The 20965-nt window shown below is 67.0% G+C and carries 19 protein-coding genes and 2 pseudogenes; 8 read left to right on the top strand and 13 right to left on the bottom strand.

Annotated features, from left to right (window positions below; all coding sequences use genetic code 11):
• Nucleotides 1-96: 96 nt before the first annotated feature.
• The 3 genes from BS329_RS41525 to BS329_RS45450 all read right to left on the bottom strand — a co-directional run bounded on the left by BS329_RS41525 (nucleotide 97) and on the right by BS329_RS45450 (nucleotide 2386).
• Nucleotides 97-465 carry a hypothetical protein gene (locus BS329_RS41525; RefSeq protein ID WP_143253458.1) on the bottom strand — a complete coding sequence of 123 codons (369 nt, stop codon included), beginning with the start codon at nucleotides 463-465 and terminating at the stop codon, nucleotides 97-99.
• Between the two features lie 109 nt (nucleotides 466-574).
• Nucleotides 575-913, bottom strand: coding sequence for a hypothetical protein (locus BS329_RS41520; RefSeq protein WP_076169094.1), 339 nt, complete (start codon nucleotides 911-913; stop codon nucleotides 575-577).
• A gap of 15 nt (nucleotides 914-928) precedes the next feature.
• On the bottom strand, nucleotides 929-2386 hold the full coding sequence (locus BS329_RS45450) for a DUF4185 domain-containing protein (protein WP_076169092.1): 1458 nt from the start codon (nucleotides 2384-2386) through the stop codon (nucleotides 929-931).
• A gap of 154 nt (nucleotides 2387-2540) precedes the next feature.
• Between BS329_RS45450 and BS329_RS41510 the strand changes: the two genes are divergently transcribed.
• From BS329_RS41510 to BS329_RS41500, 3 genes are all read left to right on the top strand, one after another.
• Nucleotides 2541-5438 carry an NACHT and WD repeat domain-containing protein gene (locus BS329_RS41510; RefSeq protein ID WP_143253457.1) on the top strand — a complete coding sequence of 966 codons (2898 nt, stop codon included), beginning with the start codon at nucleotides 2541-2543 and terminating at the stop codon, nucleotides 5436-5438.
• 929 nt (nucleotides 5439-6367) lie between these two features.
• Nucleotides 6368-6706 (top strand): hypothetical protein, encoded by a 339-nt coding sequence (locus BS329_RS41505; protein ID WP_076169088.1) that lies wholly within the window; start codon nucleotides 6368-6370, stop codon nucleotides 6704-6706.
• Between the two features lie 229 nt (nucleotides 6707-6935).
• Complete coding sequence (locus tag BS329_RS41500; protein WP_076169086.1) at nucleotides 6936-7904, top strand: GNAT family N-acetyltransferase; 969 nt, start codon at nucleotides 6936-6938, stop codon at nucleotides 7902-7904.
• A 221-nt stretch (nucleotides 7905-8125) separates the two neighbouring features.
• On the opposite strand, the gene BS329_RS43730 is transcribed toward BS329_RS41500, so the two are convergent.
• Nucleotides 8126-8293, bottom strand: a complete 168-nt coding sequence (locus BS329_RS43730) for a hypothetical protein (protein WP_158075900.1) — start codon at nucleotides 8291-8293, stop codon at nucleotides 8126-8128.
• A gap of 46 nt (nucleotides 8294-8339) precedes the next feature.
• Between BS329_RS43730 and BS329_RS43725 the strand changes: the two genes are divergently transcribed.
• On the top strand, nucleotides 8340-8714 hold the full coding sequence (locus BS329_RS43725) for an alpha/beta fold hydrolase (protein ID WP_158075899.1): 375 nt from the start codon (nucleotides 8340-8342) through the stop codon (nucleotides 8712-8714).
• A 158-nt stretch (nucleotides 8715-8872) separates the two neighbouring features.
• Here BS329_RS43725 and BS329_RS41490 read toward each other — a convergent pair whose 3' ends face one another.
• Nucleotides 8873-9592 carry a DUF8017 domain-containing protein gene (locus BS329_RS41490; RefSeq protein WP_143253454.1) on the bottom strand — a complete coding sequence of 240 codons (720 nt, stop codon included), beginning with the start codon at nucleotides 9590-9592 and terminating at the stop codon, nucleotides 8873-8875.
• 349 nt (nucleotides 9593-9941) lie between these two features.
• Between BS329_RS41490 and BS329_RS41485 the strand changes: the two genes are divergently transcribed.
• From BS329_RS41485 to BS329_RS43720, 3 genes are all read left to right on the top strand, one after another.
• The gene (locus BS329_RS41485) at nucleotides 9942-10211 is read left to right on the top strand and encodes a hypothetical protein (protein WP_143253453.1); all 270 of its coding nucleotides are present in this window, start codon (nucleotides 9942-9944) and stop codon (nucleotides 10209-10211) included.
• Nucleotides 10212-10376: 165 nt separating this feature from the next.
• On the top strand, nucleotides 10377-10772 hold the full coding sequence (locus BS329_RS41480; protein WP_244197507.1) for a hypothetical protein: 396 nt from the start codon (nucleotides 10377-10379) through the stop codon (nucleotides 10770-10772).
• A 305-nt stretch (nucleotides 10773-11077) separates the two neighbouring features.
• On the top strand, nucleotides 11078-11290 hold the full coding sequence (locus tag BS329_RS43720) for a hypothetical protein (RefSeq protein ID WP_158075898.1): 213 nt from the start codon (nucleotides 11078-11080) through the stop codon (nucleotides 11288-11290).
• 84 nt (nucleotides 11291-11374) lie between these two features.
• Here the strand turns inward: BS329_RS43720 and BS329_RS41475 are convergent, their stop codons facing one another.
• From BS329_RS41475 to BS329_RS41450, 4 genes are all read right to left on the bottom strand, one after another.
• Nucleotides 11375-11815: a hypothetical protein gene (locus BS329_RS41475; RefSeq protein ID WP_143253452.1), complete on the bottom strand. Its 441-nt coding sequence runs from the start codon at nucleotides 11813-11815 to the stop codon at nucleotides 11375-11377.
• A gap of 502 nt (nucleotides 11816-12317) precedes the next feature.
• The gene (locus tag BS329_RS41465) at nucleotides 12318-12872 is read right to left on the bottom strand and encodes a GNAT family N-acetyltransferase (protein ID WP_158075897.1); all 555 of its coding nucleotides are present in this window, start codon (nucleotides 12870-12872) and stop codon (nucleotides 12318-12320) included.
• A 1091-nt stretch (nucleotides 12873-13963) separates the two neighbouring features.
• Nucleotides 13964-15430 carry a wax ester/triacylglycerol synthase domain-containing protein gene (locus tag BS329_RS41455; RefSeq protein WP_076169074.1) on the bottom strand — a complete coding sequence of 489 codons (1467 nt, stop codon included), beginning with the start codon at nucleotides 15428-15430 and terminating at the stop codon, nucleotides 13964-13966.
• Between the two features lie 70 nt (nucleotides 15431-15500).
• On the bottom strand, nucleotides 15501-16646 hold the full coding sequence (locus tag BS329_RS41450) for a hypothetical protein (protein ID WP_076169073.1): 1146 nt from the start codon (nucleotides 16644-16646) through the stop codon (nucleotides 15501-15503).
• A 430-nt stretch (nucleotides 16647-17076) separates the two neighbouring features.
• On the opposite strand from BS329_RS41450, the pseudogene BS329_RS45640 reads away from it, so the two are divergent.
• Nucleotides 17077-17175 (top strand): annotated as a pseudogene (locus BS329_RS45640) (IS982 family transposase); the annotation flags it as partial.
• Between the two features lie 152 nt (nucleotides 17176-17327).
• Here BS329_RS45640 and BS329_RS43235 read toward each other — a convergent pair.
• The 4 genes and pseudogenes from BS329_RS43235 to BS329_RS41435 all read right to left on the bottom strand — a co-directional run bounded on the left by BS329_RS43235 (nucleotide 17328) and on the right by BS329_RS41435 (nucleotide 20766).
• Nucleotides 17328-17639 carry a hypothetical protein gene (locus BS329_RS43235; RefSeq protein WP_143253451.1) on the bottom strand — a complete coding sequence of 104 codons (312 nt, stop codon included), beginning with the start codon at nucleotides 17637-17639 and terminating at the stop codon, nucleotides 17328-17330.
• A 363-nt stretch (nucleotides 17640-18002) separates the two neighbouring features.
• On the bottom strand, nucleotides 18003-19589 hold the full coding sequence (locus BS329_RS41440; RefSeq protein WP_076169069.1) for a GMC oxidoreductase: 1587 nt from the start codon (nucleotides 19587-19589) through the stop codon (nucleotides 18003-18005).
• A gap of 513 nt (nucleotides 19590-20102) precedes the next feature.
• Nucleotides 20103-20246: pseudogene (locus tag BS329_RS45635) on the bottom strand (IS256 family transposase); the annotation flags it as partial.
• Between the two features lie 46 nt (nucleotides 20247-20292).
• Complete coding sequence (locus BS329_RS41435; protein WP_076169098.1) at nucleotides 20293-20766, bottom strand: GNAT family N-acetyltransferase; 474 nt, start codon at nucleotides 20764-20766, stop codon at nucleotides 20293-20295.
• Nucleotides 20767-20965: the final 199 nt, after the last annotated feature.

Raw genomic sequence — 20965 nt, 5'->3', positions numbered from 1 at the left:
ACTCGCCGACGACCGTTTCGTCGTCGGCGAGGTCGGCCGCGGGCACTGGGTCGACAACGCGGAATCCGCCGGGATCGCCCCCTTGAACGTGGACTTCTAGCAGACCTGAATGGCGTCCGTGGTGCGAATCGGAAAGTTGACGACCGGGATGAATCCGGGAGCGACGGAGCGGTCAAGGTAGACCCATTTCTGTCCATCCCAATTGAAGAAGGTCGCCACCGTGCCTGGTGACTGGTTGTTCTTGAACGACTTCGTCCTGTCGCTCCAGCCGAACTCGCCGATGTTGATCAACTTGCACTCGAAAAGGTACTCTTTGGCACCGTTGTAGTTGAATCCATCCCATATGCAAAGTCTCAGGTACGGGCAGCTGGCATCCGCGTTCGCGGTCGACGGCGCGGCGACCAGTGAAGCGGTGCCCAAGAGCATGACGAACATCGATGCGGCGATTCGTTTGAAAGTCCTCACGATTTCCTTCCGGATCAGGTGTGTCGGGCGGGATTTCGGACGTCGCGCCGGTCACTTGAGTGACGGATGCATGGTTCCTCCTCGATTGCGTCCGGGCTGTCGCAAAGGGTCAGCCGTGCGCCGAGCGGACGACGAAGTCCGACGGCGAAGTTCCGGTTTCCCCTGGATAAAGGCAAAATGTTCGGCCGGTGCCGAGCGGGCCATCGGCGACGCAGGCGTCGTCACCGGGCACCTGGTTGTTCACCAGGGAAAACCCCGTGACACCGAGACTGTTCTGAACGTTCGTCCAGTTTTCGTTCTGCGTCTGCATGACCGGCCCGGTCCCGGTCGATCCGAGCTGGACGCATGCCCAGCCGAGCGGACACGGCGGCGTCGCGTTTGCGGGAGCCGCTAACAACGAACCCGCGACTGCCGCGGCGAAACTCACCAGTACCGGCACCTTGTCCACTTCGCGTCCCTTTCGTCAGCCGACTTTTTCCAGTTCGACGTCGTCGACCCGTGCCCACGTTTCCTGCCCGCCGGTGGCCCACGCGCCCGCATAGATTTCCGCCTCGGCGGCAGGTGCGGTGAACTCCACGGTGAGCTGTGTATAGCCGGGGAGGGAGCCGAATTTCCGCTCGACCCTTATGTTGCCCGCGCGCAGGCCGAAGTAGCCTTCGGTCGTATTCGCCGAGCTGCGCAACCATCCGCTGAGCCTGTACCGGGCGCCCGGCTGAAGCACAGCGTGCTGGGCCAGTTCGTTCCAGCCGGACGTGTTGTGCAACCAGCCGTTGTTCACACCCGAACGCGCGAACCCGAGCCCGCGGTCCAGCCCGGCGTTCCCGCCCGGCCGCCAGGGGCCGAGCGTGGCGTCCTCGAACCCGCCGTCCTGCGCGAGATTCGGGTCGAGCGCGAATCCGGGAAGCCGCAGGCGCATCAGCCGGACGTGGTACGGATCCCATTCGGACATCGCGAAATAGAGGTCGGCGTTGCTCGCCGGGTGGAGGAAGGCGCCGTACAGCCCGGGGTGGTCGGTCCCGGCCGCGACGACCTGGCCGCCGGTCCACGGCCCGGTCGGCGCGGGCGCCGTGCGCAAGACGATCGCGTAGCGGCTCTCATCGAGGTGCAGCGCGATCCAGCGGCCGAGGAAGTCGTTGTACTGTACGGAAGGTTCGCCCGTCTGGCCGGCGAGCACCGGGACGGCCGCACTGGAATCAGGCCGCCACCCCGTGGCCGTCCAGTATTCGTACGCAGACAGGGACGACAACGCCGTTTCCGGCACACGCGCGAGATACGCGTCGCCGAGGCGGCCATCGGGCGTGCCGAAGAGGTAGACGAATCCGTCGCGCCGGACGAACGCGCCGAGCTGGAAGCGCGCCGCGCCGCCGGAATTCGGCCAGCGGGCGGCTGGATCCTTTGTCCACGTCGAGCCGCCGTCGTCCGAATAGGCGAGCCCGGAGTAGTTCGTGGTCCAGCGCCCGCCGGTCGCCCAGCTCCGGACGGACATGTAGTGAAGGTAGTCCCGGCTGCCGACGCTGACCCCGGCGGTCGGGATCACGGTCACCTCCGGGACCGCCGGATCATGGCCGAGGAGCTGCTTCGCGTGGCTTGGGCGGTCGGTGACCATGTCGTCGATGCTCAGGCCGTCGGAGAGCTCGGTGTCGGACGAGTGGGCGAGGGTGTTGAGCCGCCAGTCGGCGCTGTCGGGTCCGGCACCGTGCCCGCCCCAGCCCTGGCCGTAGGTGTCCCCGAACGCGATCGCCGTGCGCCCGCGGCCGTCTCGCCACATGACGCCGAGGTCGGTGCCGTGCACGCCGAAACGTTCCTTGGTGTGGTTGACGTCCCCGGCGCCCTGGCCCGCGATGAGCGCGACGGTCTCCGCGGGAGAGGCGGCGGGGGTGCCGCTCAGCACCAGAACGACGGCGAGGCCAAGGTTCAGCACAGTTCAACCCCCAAGGAGAAAGTGGTGCGGTGCCGGGGCGGGTGGGCCGGATGTCGTAGTCCCGGTCTACTGCGATCGTGTTGTTCACGGTCGAACGACGGACGCTGAACAACAACCCGTGTACAAACGGCTTTGGTGCCGAAAAGGGGGACGTGTGCCACGTCGGGAACGGCCACTGGCCGATGGCGACAGCCGGGTAGTGAAGTTCGCGAGCGACCTGCGGCGACTGCGGGAAAGTGCGGGCAGGCCGACCTATCGAGTGCTGAGTATGCGAGCACACTGCTCGGCCGCGGCGCTGTCGGACGCGGCGAGCGGCCGCAAGCTGCCCAGCTTGCAGATCACTCTCGCCTACGTGCGTGGTTGCGGTGGGGAGGCCGGCGAGTGGGAAAGACGGTGGCACGAATTGGCCGCCGAATTGGCCGCGCCGGTGGTGCGGAATGACGTCGACCCGCCGTACGTCGGGTTGGCGACTTTCCGGGCCGAGGACGCTGATCGGTTCTTCGGCCGGGAACACCTGGTCGATGAGGTCGAGGCGAAACTGCGGGAGCAGCGGTTTCTCGGCGTTTTCGGCGCTTCCGGCACGGGCAAGTCGTCGATTCTGCGCGCGGGACTTCAGCCGCGGCTCGGCCGGGTGGTCCTCTTCACCCCTGGCAACGATCCGTTGGAAGAGCTCGCCATCCAGCTGGGCGCGTTGCTCGGCGGGTCGCCCGGTGCGTTGCGCGACGAGCTCGCCGCCGATCCGCGAGGACTCTCGCGGGTCGTTCGGCGCCCGCAGGACGATGACCCCGAACTCGTCATCGTGGTGGACCAATTCGAGGAGGTCTTCACGCACGGTGCCGCGGAAGCAGGCCGCGACCACTTCATCGACCTGCTCATCACCGCGGCGCACGCGCAGCACAGCCGATGTCGCGTGGTGATCGGCGTTCGCGCCGACTTCTACGCCCATTGCGCCGGGCACGCCGGACTCGTGGAGGCGCTTCGCGACGCCCAGGTGACGGTCGGTCCGATGACCGCCGCCGAGCTGCGCAGCGCGATCGTCCAACCCGCGGCCCGTGCCGACCTCGCCGTCGAGGGGGCACTGCTCGCCACCTTGATCACGCAGGCCAGCGGGGACGCCGGCGCGTTGCCGCTGCTGTCCCACGTTCTGCTCGAGACCTGGTACCGCAGGCGCGGCAACACGCTGACCCTCGCCGGATACGAGACGGCAGGCGGGATCGCCGGCGCGCTCGCGCAGACCGCCGACGCGGTCTACGAGACGTTCGACGACGAGCAGCGAAGAACGGTGCGGTGGTTGCTGTTGCGGCTGACGACCACAGGCACGGGCGCCGGTGATGTCAGGCGGCGGGTCCCGGTCGCGGAGCTGGACCTCACGCCGGCCGGGCACGCCGTCGTCGACCGGCTGACCGGTATCCGGCTGCTCACGCGTGATCGCGACACCTTGGAGATCACCCACGAGGCCCTCCTTCGCGGTTGGCCCAGGCTGCGGGACTGGCTTGCCGAAGACCTCGAGGGTCTCCGTATCCATCGCAGGCTCACGGAAGCGGCCCGCATCTGGGAATCCCTGGATCGTGATCCAGGGGCGCTCTACCGCGGCACCTCGCTCGAAGCCGCGCGCGAATGGCGCGGCCGTGCCGATATCGCGGTGAATCGCGTCGAGAGCGAGTTCCTCGAAGCGAGCGCGGCGGCCGCGGAAGCGGAGCTGACCACGGCGCGGCGGCACGCGATCCGGTCAAGACAACTGGTCGCCGTGCTGGGCGTACTGCTCCTGTTCGCGACCATGCTCATCGTCGTGGCGGTACGCGCCGAGCAGAACGCGACCGGACAGCGCAACAACGCGCTGTCCGAGGTCGCCGCTGGGAAGGCGGCCGGCCTCCGGACCTCGAATCCCGGCCTGGCCGCGCAGCTGAGCTTGGTCGCGTTCCGGCTTTCACCGACCGACGAAGCGACGAAAGCCCTGCTGGACAGCGTTCCGTTACCACTCGGTACCCGCTTGACCGGGCATCAGGACCATGTCAACGCCGTGGCCGTCGCCCCGGACTCGCGCCTCGCCGCGACAGCGAGCCACGACGGCACGGCGATCCTCTGGGACATCGCCGAACGTCGTCGCCCCCGCGCCTCCGCGGTCCTTTCAGGACACAAGGCCAACGTCAACGGCGTGGCTTTCAGCCCGGACCAGCGCATGCTGGCGACAGCGGGCTGGGATCAAACGGCGCTGCTGTGGGACATCACCGATCCGTCCGCCGTCATCACGGTCGCCACGCTCGGTGCGCATCACGGCGACGTCAACTCGGTGAGTTTCAGCCCTGACAACACCTTGCTCATCACGACGAGCACCGACGCGACCGCGAAGCTGTGGAGCACGGGCCGCGAGCCACAGGAACTGGCGACGCTTTCCGCAGGTCACGGCGGCGTCGTATCCGGTGTGATCAGCCGCGATCGCCGGTTCGCGGCGACGGCCAACTGGGACGGCACGGCGGCGCTCTGGCCCATCGCGGATCCGCGGCATCCCGGTTTGCCGGTCATCCTGCGTGGGCACACCGCGCCGGTGGTCTCGGTCGCCTTCAGCCCCCACGGCCGCATCCTCGCCACGGCCGCACAGGACCGCACAGTGCGGCTGTGGGAGGTCGCCGATCCCTCGGCGCCGCGCGAGCTCGCCGTGCTGGCCGGGCACGACGGGACCGTTCGCTCGGTGGAGTTCAGTCCGGACGGCGGGACGATCGCCACCGCCAGCGAGGACCAGACAGTGCGGCTCTGGCGTCTTCAGCCGGACGGCACCGCCGCGACGTTCACCGTCCTTCGTGGACATACCGCACCCGCCGTCACGGCCGCATTCGGCGCCGACGGCCGGATTTTGATGACGGGCGGCGACGACAACGCCGCCCTGCTGTGGCACATTCCCGCCACCCCGCTGGATCGGCTCCAGCCGGAGGAGGCGGCTGGGATCGTGTGCTCGGCGATCGCGGACCCGATCAGCGAAGCCGACTGGCGCCGCTACCTTCCGGACGTGGACTACCGCCCGCCGTGCCCAGCCGACGGTTCGCTCGGCGGGTGAGCTCGGCAACCGTGACCGTCGTTCAGCCGAAGGTGAGGATCCGCTGGGCGACAGTCATGGGCCCGCTCATGCAGATGTCCTTCCTTGACGCTGGCTGGTAGGTCGGTGGGCTGGTGTCAAAGCTGAGGGGAGAAATCCGGTGTGAATGCGTCCTGAGGGCGGGTCGAGCAGGACACGCCACATCATCCTCTCGCCGGTGAACTGGTGGCGGCCGTGCAGCCACCACCTGTTGTTCACCACATACCCGTGTCCTGCCGGGAGTGTCAGCGTGTCGGAATGGTCGCGGATCGTCTGCCGCAGCAGGGGAAGCCACCGTCGCGCCCGTGGTGAGAACCGCGCCAGCGCGTCTAGCCGCAGGCGGATCGCGATCCGCCCATCGGCCTGATGTTCGAAGACCGCGCCGAGATGCCCTGCCGCCCCGCCGAACAGCACACCGCGGGCACCCGACAGGTCCGCGACCGCCTCAGGTGCGCGCGCCCACAATGCTGCGTGCACCCGTCCAGGCATGCCGACAGGGTGCGGGGCGATAACCGGACGGCGTGTTGGAACCAGGTGCCCAGTGTTCTTCGCTGACGGTGTATTCGTACTCGATCCAGCAGGATTTCCCGGGATACAAGGAGAAGTGGCCGTGTCCGCCGGCGAAACGCAGCCACCCTCCTTGAACGCGTCTCGGTCGTGGTGGGCGGTGCAGCGCATCGGATTCGCGCGGCTGCGGCCATGCCAGGCGTGCAGGCCGCTATCACCAGCTGAACCGGTGTGTCATCCCTCGCTCGGCTATCACCTCGGGCATCCGACCGACATGATCAGTTCCCTCGAGTTCCGCGACCTCGGCGGCACCGTGCGCGGCCGCCAACTTGCTGCCACACGCCGGTCCTGCGCCCTCACCCCGAAGTCCGTTCAGCACCGAACCGGGTGAGGGCCGCGCGGGGGTGTCGCTGGACTGGCATGAACACGCGCTCCACGAGGCTGCCCGCGCCGAGGTCCCGGCTCAGATTCCGTCCGCCGGACGGCGCAGGTCCGCAGCCTGGGGCTGGGCCATCGAGGAGCGAAGCCGACTCACCGCGAGGGATGACGAGCAGGCCTTCCGCCGCGAGGCGGCGAGACTGCTGTACATAGGATGGGGCAGCGCGAGCTGGAACATCCTCTCCGGCGGCCACACTGGCCCGGTGGCCTCTGCCGGGGCGAATCGCCTCATCGGGTGGGCGATCACCCACCAGCTCACGCCGGTCGCGCCGTCATCGCCTGCATGGTTTGTCTACGAAAAGTGACCGCGTTTGTTGGCCGGTTGCGACCGCATGCCTCTGGAAGGGGAGGTGTGTGTTCGCGGCATTTGACCGCAGCTTGGGGGAGGCTCGTGGTCGATTTGATCTGGCTCGACCTCAGTCCTCGACAGTGTTGGCTGACCGTGCTGGCCACTGCGCGGTGGCCAGCACGGTCTCCGGCCCCTGCTTGGAAACAAAGCGACAGCCTGCATGCACAGGGATTACTGTCCGTCGCATGTTGGAAGCATTCCTTACGTGGCGGCCGCTTACCCGCGAGGACGCCAAGGCGTCGGCCCGCCTCCTTAACGCCATCGAGGCCGTGGACCAGATCGGTGAGAGCTATACCGAGGAGGACACTCTCCAGGAGCTGATCGACCCCTACGCGGACTTGGAGCGCGCGAGTCTCGCTGCCTTCGATGGCGAGGTGATGGTCGGTTACATGAAGGTCCGCCACAAGCCGTCCGCGGATGAGGTTCATCGGGTCTTCCTGGACGGCGGGGTTCACCCTGACTACCGCCGCCGGGGTGTGGGCACCGCGCTCGTGGAAGCCGGGGTGGCGGCGGCGAAGGTGGTGCATGCCCGGCATCACCCGACCCGGAAGCTCGTGGTCGATGTCCACAAGGGCGAGCACATCGCCGGTGCGGCCGAGCTTGTGCGCTCCCGGGGCTTCGCGCCGGTCCGCTACTTCCAGCGTATGGAGCACCCGCTCGGCGAGTCGCTGGGCGAGGTGGTGATCCCCGGCGGGCTGCGGGTGGAGCAGTGGTCGGAGCAGAACGACGAGGATTTCCGGTGGGTCCGCAATGAGTCGTACAGGGACTACTGGGCTGCGGTGCCGATGCCCGTGGACCTGTGGAAGAACAAGATCACCAATCAGACGTTCAGGCCGGAGGTCAGTTTCCTGCTCCGGGATGTGGTGAACGGGGCTCCGGTGGGCATGCTGGTGACCATGTCCTGGGAGGCCGATACGGCGGCCACCGGTGTCCGTGACGCGCACTTCATGCTCATCGGAACGCTGCGGGACTACCGGAGGCGGGGCGTCGCCGGCACGCTGATCGGGCACGCGCTGCGGGCCGCGGCCGGCCAGGGCTATGACCGTGCCAGCCTGAGCGTGGACTCGGCGAATCCCTCGGGGGCGTCCGGGGTCTTCGAGAAGGCCGGCTTCACGGCGAAGATGCGGTACGTGCGCTGGGCGCTCGAAGTCTGACGCGCACGCGCTCGTTAGCCCGCAACTGAGCACGTTCACCTGTGCGCGCCTGAGCACTTTGGCCAGTACGCCGACTTGGGGTCGTCGAAGAAATGGCGTGACCCTGGGGGTTGCGTGGAGTGGGAGGATTCGTGCGCTCTGGAGCGCAAATACCACGTCGGACGCCGCACGCGGCCGGGACGACCGCCACCGACAAGGCGATCGTCGAGCGCACGTTCGAGTCAATCAACACTCTGTTCTGCCAGCACGTCGCCGGTTACACCGGCCGGGACACCACCCGCCGCGGCCGCGACGTCGCCGAGCGCGCGGTCTGGTCGCTGGCCCATTCGCACGAACTTCGACGAGTGGTGGGATCGACGCAAGATCCGTGCGGTGATCAGGTTCGCCATGGCCCATCGGAGAAGGCCGGCCGGACCACACGCCGCCGGCGAGCAGATGGTCAGGATATTCCGGGTCGTCGGCTCGACAGGCTACCCGCACGACGAGGACTGGATTCGCGATCTCGGCCGCCGGACATATGAACACCGAGCCGATTTCGCCGCTTTTCGCCGCCAGGCGGCAGCGGTTTTCGCATCCGGGGACCGGCGAGCGGAACTGTCCCGCGTCCAGGCCCCGACCCTCGTCATCACCGGAGAGGCTGACTCTCTGCAGTCGGTCCGTGCCGGGCAAGCAACCGCCGACGCCATCCCGAGAGCACGATTCGTCACCTATGCGGGAATGGGCCACGACCTGCCGCGCGAACTATGGCCCGCCATCATCGACGAAATCCACGCGATCACCACGACACCCGCAAACGACACGCAACCCTGACGAGATCGGGATCCCCCACCGTCACCGCGTACCTGAACGTCCGCTTCTGCCGCGAAGCGCGCGTTGGGCGGTTCCCTGCCTCGTGTCCCTTGTGGATGGTCATCGGGATGTGCGTGAGCGTGTTGAGTCGTTCTTTTCAAGGGAAAGGCGGAGCCCGGTCACGCGAGGCGCGCGCTGTCCGCGATCCTGGTGAGGTCCTCTTCGGCAGGCGAGTCCGGCATCTGCAGGTCACCCCACACCACGACCAGCAGCGTCCCCTGCGCGGTGGGCAAGGCGACCACCCGGTAGGTGGTCGACGGCGGGTCGCAGTCGTCCCTGCCGTGCGGGGTGACCGTGCCCTGCACCTGCGCCCCGCCGTCCGGGCGGCGTCCGACAGGGCCGGAAGACACCTGACCGCCGCTGCGGAAAGCCCGCGTTCCCCGATACATCAACGCGTCCGCCGCGGCCGCCATCGGATCGGTGGTACGCGCCCGGTCGAGGTACAGCTGGCCGAGGATGGCGTTCGGATTCGCTGCGCAGTAGCCCGGTTTGTACCGCGCGCCTCGGGTTCGAACGTCCGGGATGTAGGTTCCATCGACCGGCTGCCAGGTGGGTGGTACCTCGACGAACACGCCCAGCCCGAGCTCCAGCGTCTTCCAGCCGGGCGCCGGCGGGGTTCGGGAGGTACTGCTCTCACTGATGGGCCAGGATGAGGCAGCGCTGTCGTCCTTGCTGTTCAGGAACACCAGCAGCCCGGCGAGCAGACCGGCGATCACCACCAGCACGCCGACGGTGATCCCGGCGATCATCCCCGTGCGACGCCGTTTCGGCGAAGGCGCCGGGTAACCGGGCTGGGACGGGAAATCCGGAAACCACTGCTGCTGTCCCTGTCGCTCCACGAGCGCAGGCTAGCCCTCCGGCACGCGGTTCCGGTGCTGCTGTCCGCATCCTGCCAACGTCTTGTCATGCCGATGAGCGGGTGGGTCTGGCCACTGCGCGCCAGTGTTGGGGTTTGTGCCTGAGGTCGCGAGTGGCTTGCGGAACGGTAGGTTCTTCGCAGGTCTGCTGGAGCGTTTCCTCACCGCGGCGGGCCATCGTGGGCGGTGACGTGGCACCGCGTACTCAGACGCGCCTCGCTAGTGAACTGCCGGGCAGATCACCGGCATCGACGGGGACTGGAAGAAGGTAGAAGGGCAGGACCTGGTGACAACGACTTCCTCCGGGCCATCCCGCCCCACCGTCCAGGTCGTGCGGATAGAGGCCGTCGGCGACGGCCGGCTGGTCATCATCGCGCGATGTTTGGCAACCACACGCCTGGGCGCGTGCTTTCGCTGTGTCACCCTGAGCGGAGATGTCATCGACCTGATGTTGGTTGAGATCCATCGTTATCCCGAAGTTGCGGTGACTGAGCTGGATCCGCCCCACGGCGCTCGCCTCGTCCTCATCGGCACAGGCGCGGACGGTCTTCAGTTCGACTTTGGGGACGTCCTCCACAACATCGACAACCCGACTGCTTGATCAAGCCCATTCCAGCCCTTGACAATTTCTCATGCGGCGACCGGGCGCGCTTTTATGCCGATGTGCGAATGCCCCGTTTGGTCTGCTCGACCTCCCGTTGCCGAGTGAGGAGCGGAGTCCGCGTCGCCTGCCGCTGAGCTGATGGATGAGCGGAGGTCCGGCTCTATGCTTGTGAGCGACCGCGTGCTGTTCGTGTTGGTGGAGGGGATTGTTGTGCCTGAGCCTGTGCTTGTGTCGATTGCTGCGGCTGTTGCCGGTCGTACGGTGGCCGGTTTGTATCAGCTGATCAAGGCCAAGTTCGCGGATGATCCCGACGCGTCCGCGGTGCTGGAGGCCGCGGAAGGCGCTGCGGCGGATTCCCAGGAGGTAGGTGAGCTCGCTGCCGCGCTAGAGGAGAAGCAAAGCGTTGATCCGGCGTTCGGTGAGCGGTTGCATGAGGAGTGGGATCGGGTCACCGTCGAGCAGAGCGCCGGGTCTGGTGGTGTGGCCAATCAGGTGTCCGGCCAGGTCGGCGGCAACGTCGTGCAGGCCCGCGACATCCACGGGGGAATCTCGTTCTGACCCCCGGCCGCCGGCCAACGTTGTCTTCGGCGGCCCGGTGCTGACGTGGTTGCGGAGTGGTGCTCCATCAGGGTGAGGGCAGGTGCGGCGGGCTGGTGCCGCGGCATGGTGACGGCAGACTGATGCTGTGACCGACGGGGCGGGCGTACGGAACACGATCAGCGGCAGCGTGACCGGTTCCGTGGTCCAGGCCGGCACCATCGGGCACCTGACTCTCTCACCGGAGCGGCACGAGCCTCTGCCGGTGCCGCAGCAGCTGCCCGCGGGATTGCGGAACGGCGGCGGGAAACCACCCTGGCTGTCCAGTGGGCCCAGCGGGTGCAGGACACGTTCCGGACGGGACGTTGTTCGTCAACCTGCACGGGTACGGGCTGAGTACGCCCCCGAAACCGAAGATCGTGCTGGCCTCGTTCCTGACCGCGCTCTGGGTGCCCGAGGCGCAGATCCCGGACGACCCGGGCGATGATGTGCTGCCTGAACCGGCGGACCGTGGTGCTGGCGGAGCTGTCCGAGGTTGAACGTCAGCAGGTTCGCGAGCGAGCCGAGCACGTGCGTGAGGTGCTCTACCGGACGCTGCGTTCGAATGTGTCCCGACGCTCCGGTTAGGTGTTCCCGGCTCGCGTCACAAGACGGTCGCGGAGACGCGCGTGCCGGAACTGGTACGTGGTGCCGGACTGCCGGAGGACGCCCAGACGGTGGGCGTCCTCGAGAAAGGCGGTCAGCCGCCACGGGAGGGCACCCTCCATCGCGAGCCGACGGCGGACCCGGAAGTATGAGCCGAACGCTGACCGCGAGTACGACAGCAGCCCGAGAGTCACAACAATGATCGCCATAGCACCACGCCCGAACAGGCTAAAATCGAACATCACAGCCATCCCGCCCAGAGGCAGTGCGAAGAGCGCGCCAACGAGCAGAGTCGTGACTACGGCGCCTCGACGGGCTTGCCGCAGCACCGCCTTGCCCGGTCTGCCGGTGGTCATACCCGGTACGGACGCGAATTCGTGGTTGAAGATCGTGAACATGTACAAGCCGGCGACGCTCATCGTGATGCACAACAGCCCGAGAACGAAGTTCCAGCTGTAGTCGACCTTCAGCCGCGGTCGAGAGGCGACTACGCGCCACCATCGCCGGCCTGAACAAGACGATCGCGGGTAAGAACGCCGAACTCGCGCAGCTCCGGGCTGACGTCCCGGCTCTCGTCCGCGTCGTCCAGCAACTCACACTGGAGAACAACCAGCTTCGGGACGCGCTCGCATACCCTGCCGCCACCGTCGTCGCTCTGTCCGACCGCCGCCCAGTGGGTCCCTAGGACACGAAAGCACTCCGAACTGACTCCCGCCAGGGAACGGTACAGCGCAGGCTCCGGCGCATGTGTCCTGTAGTCAGTTCGCGCCGGAATTCCGCACCCGCCGGCGTTTCCGTCTCGCAGGGTCCGGTGCGACGACGTCGCTCTGATGGAGTAGTGACGACGCCGAATGCCTTCCCGCAGTGAGGGATCTGGCCGGAGCACGAGGGCGCGGCCGGTCGGTGCCCTGGGCCCTACGCTCACACGAGTCGGGGCTCGGCGGTGTCCCAGCTGTCTTGTTCGTCGAGGTCGAGTTGGAAGAGGTGGATGTCGATCCAGCGGTCGCGGTTGCGGGCGACGCGGCGTAGCACGCCGACTTTGTCGAATCCGAATCGGTAGAGGAAGTCGAGGCGGTGGACTGATCCGTTGCCCCAGTCGCCGGCCGAGCCGATCAACCGGTGGATCTCGGCCTGTCGGCATCCCTGGATCAAATGCGGCATCAGGACCGGGCCCAGGCCGTGGCCGACGTGGTCGGGGGCGAAGTACATGGAGGCCTCGGCGGTGTGCCGGTAGCTGGGGCCGGGTTTCCAGGGGGCGGCGTAGGCGAAGCCCACCACGGTGCCACCCTGCTCCTTATCGAGCTGCTCGGCACCGTGTTGCTCGGCGATGAGGAAGGGCAGTCGCTGGGTGGTCAACTCCTGGACCAATTCGTGCCACTGGGCCAGCGTGCGTGCCGACTCCGGCGCGCAGGTCAAGGTGTCGTGGACGTAACTATTGTGGATGGCGGCCACAGCGTGCACGTCCGCAGACCGCACGGGACGGATTAGCGGTGAAGTGCCGACCGCAGCGTGCTGTTGTGTCTCCATAACCGGAGCGCTTTCCCGTTCCGTTCATCGTCGAAGCGCCCGGCCGTACTGGATCGCTCCATCGTGTAGCGGCAGTTCCGCGGCCGCGTGATCGCCGCATCGGAGGCGGCATGGGATCCACACCGTCGCGTAGCTTCAGTCAGACGCACCCGTGGGCGGGCGACCCGATCGGCGTCGGAGTATTCGGTGAACATCGTGTGCGACGGGTGTCCTTCGGTCTCGGCGCAGGTATCGGCGGTGACGTCGTCGCGCCGCCCCGATGGGTCCGTCTCATCGCGGAGGATGTCCGCGTATTCGATGTCCTGGGTGGCGTAGTGGAAGAACGATGCCTCGGGTGACCACGTCTGCCATCGCCGGGCGACCTGCTCGTTGCGGCCGTCTTCGGCACCGCTGGCGCAGGCTGGCACGCCTACCGTCCGGTAGCACCCGGTTCGTGGGAGTGGTGTGGCGGCGCTGTACTGGTACGTCGGCGGTCACGTGCGTCCCGGACGCCAGGAGGCAGGCCGCGCGGCGGCGAACGCCGACCTTCTGAGGAAACCGTCTCGGTGAGAGCGATCTGCCCACGACTCACGACGGGCGGTTAGTCAGTCGGCGACCGCGGGCAGGACGTTGGCCGGGCCCATAAGGGTGATGGTCGCGTCGGCAGGTGTTGGAGGCGCGGTGGGATTTGACACGGCCCCTCGGGAGGGGCGTGCGTGGCGGCCAGCGCCGAGCCACTGTCGACGCCGGTGCCTGGTCAGCCCCACTTGCTCACCCGCGTTTCTCGCGCGTGCATGACGGTACTGCCGAGTTCGGCGGCGAGCCAGGACGCGCGGAAGATCTTCAGTCAAACACCGTCCGGCCGGTCACTTACTGGTGTGGGGGCGCGTGGAAGCGGTTTTCATGTCGTGGGGTTGGGCACACCGTCCATTGTGCAGCCATTCAGGCTGTGGGATTCATTGCCAGGTAAGGAGATCGTATCTGGTGTGACGTTCGTCGGCAGGGTTGGTGTCGCTCGCCTCCGGCATAGGACAGCGCGTGGACCACTCGGCGGCGAAACGTCAGCTGGCTTGGGTGACTTGCGGGTTCGCCGGATTCCGGTCGGCGAGGGCGAGGATTTCCTCGAAGCTTTCTCGCACACAGGCGACGAAGGTGTCAGGCGCGGTGAACGCCCCGGTGTCCAGCGTCAGGCCGAGATGGCAGGTATCGAGATAGGTGACCAGTGCGACGCTCGCGGCTCCCCTGAGCAGTGGGGCGAACGGCGTGACCGCGACGACTTCCGCCCCGGCGAGGTAGCCCTGGATCGGCACCCCGGGGAAGTTCGTCGCCATCAGGTCGTTACCCCGGAACATCTCGGCGAACACGGATCGCACCACTGGGCCCGGTAGCGGGGTGATCGGCCTGCTGAGCAGGTCGAGCCCGCGCAGCACCGGGCCGGTGCGCATCGTGGCGACCCGGTCGCGCACCTCGGCGATGCGTTCGGCAGGGCCGAGGTTCTCCAGCGAAATGCCCAGCCGCGTACTGGCCAGCCGGTTTCCGGCAGGCAGGTCGTGCTGGTGACGCACGCTGATCGGTATCACCAGCGGCACCGCCGCCAGGCGCAATCCGAATTTGTGGTGGTATCGCTGGAATCCGCCGGCCAACCCGGCCACGAAGGTGTCGTTCAGCGAGCCGCCGGCGGCCTTGCCTGCCACTTTGAGTTCAGTGAGGGGAAACTCGAGTGCGTCGAAGTGCGCCGACCGGCTGCGCTCCTGGAGCAGCGGCGAGGCCGGTACCGGGGGCAGCAGCATCGTCCGCGCGAATGAGTCCGCGGCGTGGAGCAGCCGCCGGATCGACGGAGCCCGCCGCTGGGGGGCCTGGGGCCAACGGGCTTTGCGGAGGCGGCCGGCGGCGTGCCCCGCCACCGACGGCAGCCGGGCGGCTTGCCTGCCAAGACGCCCGGCCAGCAGCACCGCGCCGGACGCTGGCCGGGTTCGGGGCTGCAGGGGTGGGAGCAAGCGGTCGGCGGGCGTTCCGGGGGTGAAGTCCGCCAGGACGCCTAGTAGCTGCGCTGCTCCGATGCCGTCGCTGATGCTGTGGTGCAGTTTGAGCAAGTAGGCCGCTCCGCCATCGGCGAGGCCCTCCACCAAGGTCGCGCTCCAGAGGGGACGATCTGGGGAGAACGGGGTGCTGGAGATCGACTGGGCGAGGTCGAGCAGTTGGCGTGTCGTTCCCGGTTCTGGCAGGCGTATCCGGAGCAGGTGGTTCCGGATCGCGAAAGCCGCGTCGTCGGTCCAGAAAGGACGTCCCAGTCTCAGCGGCGGTTCCACCACTCGGTGTCGTAGTCGGGGCACGATCCGGCTGGCCCACTCGTGCCTGGCCACCAGCCGATCCCAGTCAGGCGATCGGTCGAGCACCAGCACACCCAGGATGTTCGACCTCATACCGGGGTGGTTTTCCGAACGCCAGAACAGCGTCTCCAGTGCGTTCATCTCCGAAGGTGAGCGCCAGATCTCCTGGAGCGGTGGTCCGTCGACTGCATTGTCCATGATCGCCCTTGTCTGCTCGAGTGCAATGTCGTCGGCTGGCGGGGGACGAGTTCGGACGGCGCCTGTGGGTTCACGTCGGCCGGTTCCGGCCCAGTGCCTCGTGTGCCGCGACGAACTCGTGCGCGCATTGGGCGGCCGCGCAGCCGATCTCACCGGCCAGTGCCACCGCGCCCATGATCTCAGCCAGCTTCCTGGCCTTGCCGTCGCCTTTGCAGTCCACCATCGACAGCATGGCCTGGAACGCCGGCAGTCCGGTGCCACCACCCACGGAACCGAGGATGAGGTTGGGAATCGTGATGGAGACGTCGAGTTCACCGGTCTCTGTCGGGCGGCAGTCCACCACAGCCTGCGAACACTCGCCGAGGTAGGCCATGTCCTGCCCGAATGCTTGGAACATCGCCGCGATGCCGTTCGCCGCGTGGATGTTGAGTGCGTGGGCGCCGTGCAGCGCCAGAAAGTTCTTGTAGTCGGCGATGTAGCCGGATATTCGTTCGAGGCTCGCTCTGGTCATGGGCTCGACGACGTCACGTCGCAGCACGGCGCGGGCGATCACCCGTTTTCCCTTGCGGCGGGCCGGGAGGCTTTTCTTGTCCTCCGGGTACGGCACGACGTGGTTTCGCACCAAACCGCTTTCCGCGGTGACGTACTCGGCGACGTGGGCTATCGCCTTGCTGGTCATGTTGCTTCCCATGGCGTCGCCCGTGGTGAACCTGACCGTGAGCAGCACCGAAGGGCCGGAGCGGTCGCAGAAAGTCTCGACCGCGCGCAGGTGGTTGCTCCCGCGAGTAGCCAGTTCGCGGAGCTGTGATTCGCGTGTCTCGCACCAGGACACCAGGCGGGCGGCGTCACTCAAAGACCGCGTCGTCAGCATGGCCGCACGGAGGAAGTCGTCACCGTACACCGATACTTCGCAACCCCCCGACTCGCTGATCACCTTCGCACCTCGGGAGTACGAGGCCACCAGTGTTCCCTCCAACGTCGCCATCGGCACCACGAACCAACCCCGTGCGTGGTCACCCCGGATGTCGATCGGGCCGCAGAGCCCGAGTGGCACGGGAACCGCGCCGACGAAGTTCTCGACGTTCCCCGCCACCTGCTCTTCGCTGAGGTAGGTGCGAATGGCCTCGGCGTCCTCAGGCGACGTGCCGAGGCACTGCTTGAGCACGTCGATGCGTTGCTCGTAATCGTTGCGATCGATGAAGGGCTTCGACGGCATGCCTTTCTTTCCTTTGCTGACCGTAGTTGTTCCCGGCATGGGACGCGCGGGGAGCGGCGTGCCCGCATTTTTCGGCTCACGACCTGTCGACTGGTGGGGCCGGTGCGAAACCGTTGATCCATGATGAGGGGCGTGGCGCGACGAAACAAGATATCCATGTGTTCCGTACTTGCGAACTACGTTCGCGGTTGCCGTGGCGGGGACCGCGCTCTGCGCGCCGTGGACCGAGTGGCGTCCGAGTTGTGGCGCTAGTGTCGCGAGATCAGACGGCGATCTCCGGAGATCGCCGTTCAATCACGCGAGATCGCCGTCCGAGGAACGAAACCCGACGTCAAGCAAGCAGCATCACGCGACACTAGACGGTTGATTCCAAGGGGTGTGGCACCGGAGATGACGGCGAGGGTGTCCATGATCATTGTGTGACGAATGATCCAGTGATGTGTGGGTGGTTGATTCGAAGCCGGTCGAGTGCGGTCACTCGAAGGAAACGGTGCGCCGGTCGGATCCGAGAGGACCAGCCGACGTCGGCGTACAGCGACGATCTGGTTCTCTACAACGCGTGGCCGCGGTCCGGTCCGGGCATGGCCACGGGCGGCGGGTCGCTACTGTCCGATGTGCGGCAGCCGCGCCTGCCGGGGCGATCTACCTCGACTTCCGCCTGCACTGTCTGGACACCACGGATCAGACCATGCCGTTGTTGCCGACCACCCATGCCCCGCCGGCTCTCGTGCAGGCCGTCACCCGGGAGCAGTTACAGGCGAGCAGATATCGCGGGTGGTCGGCTCGCAGGATGTGATCGGGCAGGCCAAGGGCACTCTGCTGTCCCGTCGTGGCGTTTCCGCCGACGAGGACGGTCGACCTGCCGCGCCGCGCCTCGCGGGACCTCGACGTCAAGCTCGTCCGTCTGTGGTCGAGACACTCGCCGACAAGCACACCGAGCACGCACCGGCTGACCTCGTGTTCGGGGAGGGCACTGGGCCTGATGGTGGACACTCCCGATATGGCTGCCTGCTCAGCCGGGAGCAGCGGCCTTGATCCTGCCGGCCCGGCAACGCGGCTGGCAGGCCTGCGCGACGCCCGGCTGATCACCATCTATCGCGACGGCAGAGCTGTTCTGCATTGATGCGCGCCACTCGGCGTCATTTCGATTGCCGCTCCGACAACCGAGCCCGTGAATCACCGCGGCGTGGTCGCGGGGTAAGTGACGCAACCGGTCGGTGCGGAGTTGGCCCGGCGGTGAGTCCGGCGTGGCTGATCCCAGCCAGCGGCGCGGCGATCGTTCGGCTCGCATGAACAGGCCCTGCCGGATCGCTGCGACGGCCCGCTGATCGCGGAACAGAGTCTCGCGGAATCGGGTCAGAACACCGTTCCGATGTCGTCGCGGGTGATCCTGTCGAGGCAGCGCTCGGCCAGGGCGGTGATGGTCCACGAGGGGTTGCAGCAGGCTGTGGAGCCGGGGATTAGGGCTCCGTCGGTGACATACAGGCCGGGGTTGTCGTGGACGCGTCCGTCGGGGTCGCAGACGGGGCCGATCGCGGCGCCGCCCAACGGGTGGAAGGTACTGGGGTCGGCGGGGTGTCCGGGGATGAAGGTGCCGCCTGTGGTGAGGGCGAGGCGGGTCATGGCGGCATCGAGGGCGACTTCGACGTTGAGGTCGGCGGTGGGTGGCCAGATCAGGTCGGCGGTGTCGGTGAGGGCGTTGTAGGTGAATCGGCCGTGTCCGGAGGGGATGGCCATACCGATGACGTACTTAGTGAACGTCTCGGTCTCGAAGGGCCAGGGTGCGTGGAACAGCGTCAGGGGTTCGGGTGCCGCGCCCCAGTCCAGCATGCCCGTGACGCTTGGGCCGCCTTGGAAGGGCAACGTCGGGCGAAGTGGAGTCGTGTGCAGATAGACGCGGTCGCCGTTGTTGCCCCAGAAGCGGCCGACGTCGGGTGGCAGGTGGGGCAGTGAGCCCGTGCCGTGGGAGCGGACCAGCAGTCGGGAGGTGTTGGCCGAGCCGGCGGCGAGGAACACAGCGTCGGTGGATACGGTGACGTTCTCCAGGACGTTACCGTCGGTGTCGATGCGTTCACAGCGTAGCGAGTACCGGCGGGTGGTGCCGGCGGTGAGGTCCTTGACGACGTGCAGCGGGGCGATGGTGACCATGCCGGTGGCCAGTGCCTGGGCGAGGTAGGTCTTGTCGGTGGAGTACCGGGCGCCGTTGTTGACGCCATAGAGTACGTCGCCGTGTGCGGACCATGGCGGCAGTTCACCGCGGAGTTCGGCGCGGACGACGTCCCAGTTCATCGGTTGCGGCAGTCGTGTGGGTTGTCCGCCCGCCCGCGCGGCGTCGGCGAGGAAGGCTCTGCTCGATGTGTAGCGTTCGTCGGCGAGAATGTCGTCCGGGACCGCTGAGTAACGCAGCATGGCGGCGACCCGCGGGTAGTACACCGCCGCCATTTCACGGTAGTCGATGGAGGATGGCATCACTCTGGTGAACAACTGCTCGGTGGGACGCAGCGAGATTCCCGCGTAGTGCAACGACCCGCCGCCGACCCCCGTGCCGCACAGGATGTTGATGCCCACGCCGCGAATTCGCTCGACCATGCCGGTGTAGGGGCGGAACACGGCGGGCGGCGAGGTCGGCATGACCGGCGTCGGCTCCAGCCAGCTCACCCTGCGGTCGGGGTGGTAGAAGCGGGGAAAGGTGTTGTCGTTGGGTTGGCTGTTCCACCAGCGCCCGCGTTCCAGCACCAGGGTCCGCACGCCCGCCTGGGCCAGTCGCAGCGCGGCGACGGACCCGCCGAAGCCACTGCCCACGACCACCGCCCGGACGGTCTCCTCCCTCGTCGGTACGCCGGTCGCCCGGCCGGCCGAGGCGGTGTTGCCGGCCTGGACGACGGTGGAGGCCGCAGCACCGATGAGCAGAGTCCGTCGTGAGACCTTGTTGACGTCGTTCATCCCGTTCCGTCCCGTGAATGCAGCGATGTGACCACCATCGGGAATCGGGGTCGTCGAGCGCAATGGTCCTTTCGGACAGGGCGTTAATTCTCGATCAGAGGGTTCCGTTGGCAGCAGATCGAGGCCTGTCGGGACATACGCGACCGGCAAGCTCTCGTCGGTACGTTGTCCGGCGCCGCCGCGGTCGTCTGCGCCGGATTCGCCGTTATTCTGCGTCGACGCACGTTTCCATAAAGGACGCGAACATTGTCGTCCTGACGCAGAATTCGGTAGTGGGAACGTCGAGAGTCGGGGCGGCTGGATGCGCCGGATCGGGACGCTCTAGCGACCCGACGGTGCGGTCCGACCTGGCGGCGAATTCCCGACCCGTCGGTTATGGCGCCGCAGCCCTACGGCCTGCATCGGTGATTCCTGTCACGGTTTCTGTAAATCAGAAGTGATTACTCACAGTTGTGAGTTGTCAAAACGGAAGCCTTCCGGGAAAAGTCGGGCGAGTGTGTTGAATGCCACTCTTCATCCATGTGTTCCGGTTCCTGATGTGCCTCCGCGTTGGCTGGACATGTTTCGGAGCCCAAGGTGAAGCAGTTTCATGGCCGCGTCTTTGTCGGAGAAGTGTCCGCGATTCTTGGTGATTTCGCGTAGTTGGAAGTTGCGCGAGCAACTGGCCGCCGGGCGGCGCATTCGTGTCGGCTCACTGTCTCGATTACTGCAGAGGTTGTCGGGCGGGGCTTTGGTTCCCGTCGCGTCGGTAGGCGTAATGGATAAGCCCTTGATGGAAGTCGGCCACCTTGTCGTACAGCGCGCGAGCCGGAGCATCCTCCAGCGTGTTCCAGTAAAGGCGAGGGAACCCATGCCCCTCGGCATCCCACGCCACCCACTCGATCATTGCCGTCGCGACGCCGCGCCGCCGGACTTCCGGGTCCACGTACAGGTCCGCCAGATAGCACCGTCCCCCGGCCCTCCAGATGCTCGCGTGGAACACATAATGCGCGATTCCGACCATCGTGCCGTTCACCCACGCGGCAATCCCCCGCGCCTGCACCCCGCCGAGCACGCGTTGCCAGGTCTGTTCGTAGCCGTCGTCGCCGACCTCGGTCGCAAAGTGTGCGTGGTGACCACGGGCTAGCATTTCCCAGCTGGCGCGGTCAGACTCGGTCAAAAGGCCAATCTCCACCATGACGCCCATCCTGTCCTACAATCAGCTCAGCGACGCTCCGAACTTGGCGGTCGGCCGAGCCAGCGGTGACAGTCTCAGCAGCACTATGATGTCGAGATCCCGTGCAGCACCATCCCCTGCGGGTATATGCGCCGTAGCGGAGGCAATGCTAGCCGGGACTAAGAGCGTGTCTTACGTGGTGATCGGTTGTTGGTGAGCG

Origin of the sequence: Amycolatopsis coloradensis (assembly GCF_001953865.1) — a bacterium.
GTDB lineage: Bacteria > Actinomycetota > Actinomycetes > Mycobacteriales > Pseudonocardiaceae > Amycolatopsis > Amycolatopsis coloradensis.
The sequence above is the reverse complement of the archived record's forward strand: the minus strand, read 5'-3'. Positions and strand labels throughout refer to the sequence as shown.

Coding starts and splice junctions, on each gene's coding strand:
- BS329_RS41450 (WP_076169073.1), bottom strand. CDS start 16,646: ATGCCGTCGAAGCCCTTCATCGATCGCAACGATTACGAGCAACGCATC.
- BS329_RS41475 (WP_143253452.1), bottom strand. CDS start 11,815: ATGAGCGTCGCCGGCTTGTACATGTTCACGATCTTCAACCACGAATTC.
- BS329_RS41455 (WP_076169074.1), bottom strand. CDS start 15,430: ATGGACAATGCAGTCGACGGACCACCGCTCCAGGAGATCTGGCGCTCA.
- BS329_RS41440 (WP_076169069.1), bottom strand. CDS start 19,589: ATGAACGACGTCAACAAGGTCTCACGACGGACTCTGCTCATCGGTGCT.
- BS329_RS43730 (WP_158075900.1), bottom strand. CDS start 8,293: ATGGCGAACCTGATCACCGCACGGATCTTGCGTCGATCCCACCACTCG.
- BS329_RS41435 (WP_076169098.1), bottom strand. CDS start 20,766: ATGGTGGAGATTGGCCTTTTGACCGAGTCTGACCGCGCCAGCTGGGAA.
- BS329_RS41480 (WP_244197507.1), top strand. CDS start 10,377: ATGCTTGTGAGCGACCGCGTGCTGTTCGTGTTGGTGGAGGGGATTGTT.
- BS329_RS41500 (WP_076169086.1), top strand. CDS start 6,936: ATGTTGGAAGCATTCCTTACGTGGCGGCCGCTTACCCGCGAGGACGCC.
- BS329_RS43725 (WP_158075899.1), top strand. CDS start 8,340: ATGGTCAGGATATTCCGGGTCGTCGGCTCGACAGGCTACCCGCACGAC.